This is a genomic window from Actinomyces urogenitalis DSM 15434 (assembly GCF_000159035.1).
Classification (GTDB): domain Bacteria; phylum Actinomycetota; class Actinomycetes; order Actinomycetales; family Actinomycetaceae; genus Actinomyces; species Actinomyces urogenitalis.
Genome location: NZ_DS999603.1, coordinates 1 through 771, shown reverse-complemented (window position 1 = coordinate 771; position 771 = coordinate 1). Strand labels below are relative to the sequence as shown.

Genomic DNA, 771 nt, shown 5'->3' with positions numbered 1-771 from the left:
ACCCCCAGCGCACCGCCCTCGCGTCGGCGCGCCCACCTGCTCACGCTGGCACTGAGCGTGGCCGCCCTCGCTCTCGCTCTCGTCATCCTCGCCCGTGGCCCTCACGCGGCGCTGGACGGCACCGGGCAGGCCTCGTGGGGCGCTCTGGCCGCGGCCGCTGGAGCCTTCCTCCTCCTGGCGGTGACCGGAGCCGCCACGGGCCGCTCAAGCCTGGGGGCACGAGCCACTGGCATCGCGCTCATCCTCATCAGCCTCCCGGCGCTCGTGGCCCCGGCCTGGCCGGATATGCCCTTCGACTCACTCGTGGACCGCCTGCTCGCCTGGGCCCCTGACGCCATGACCCTGGTGAGCGCAGGCGTCCTGCTCAGCGGCATCGGCTGGGGCTCCCACCTGGCCCGGCGTCAGGGACACGCCGAGGAGCTCGTCCGCGCACGGACCGCCGGCCTGGAGACCTCCGCGGCCTGACCGGCACGCCTCCACGCCCTGGCGCCCTCGCGCCGCTACCGTAACGGGGCGAGAAGGAGGACCCCGTGACCACAGCAACTCCCCGCCGTCCCGAGGACCACGGCACGGCCCAGGAGGCCGAGCACGTCGACCCGGCCGGCTCCGTCCTGACACCTGCCTCCACCGAGCTGGTCTCCGACGACCTTGAGGTCCCTGGCCCCACCCCCGTCCTGGACGACGCCGAGCCCGCCGCGGCGCAGACCAACCCGGTCACCGGCGGTGCGCCGACCTCAGCCAGCCCCGACCCGGCCCCCGAGGTCCTCATCG

General features: G+C 75.2%; 1 protein-coding gene and 1 pseudogene. Both read left to right on the top strand.

Annotation, left to right across the window (positions count from 1 at the left end; translation table 11 throughout):
* Positions 1 to 465 (top strand): annotated as a pseudogene (locus HMPREF0058_RS12910) (hypothetical protein); the annotation flags it as partial.
* Positions 466 to 530: 65 nt separating this feature from the next.
* A partial coding sequence (locus tag HMPREF0058_RS11455) for a hypothetical protein (RefSeq protein WP_006549961.1) occupies positions 531 to 771 on the top strand: 241 nt, incomplete at its 3' end.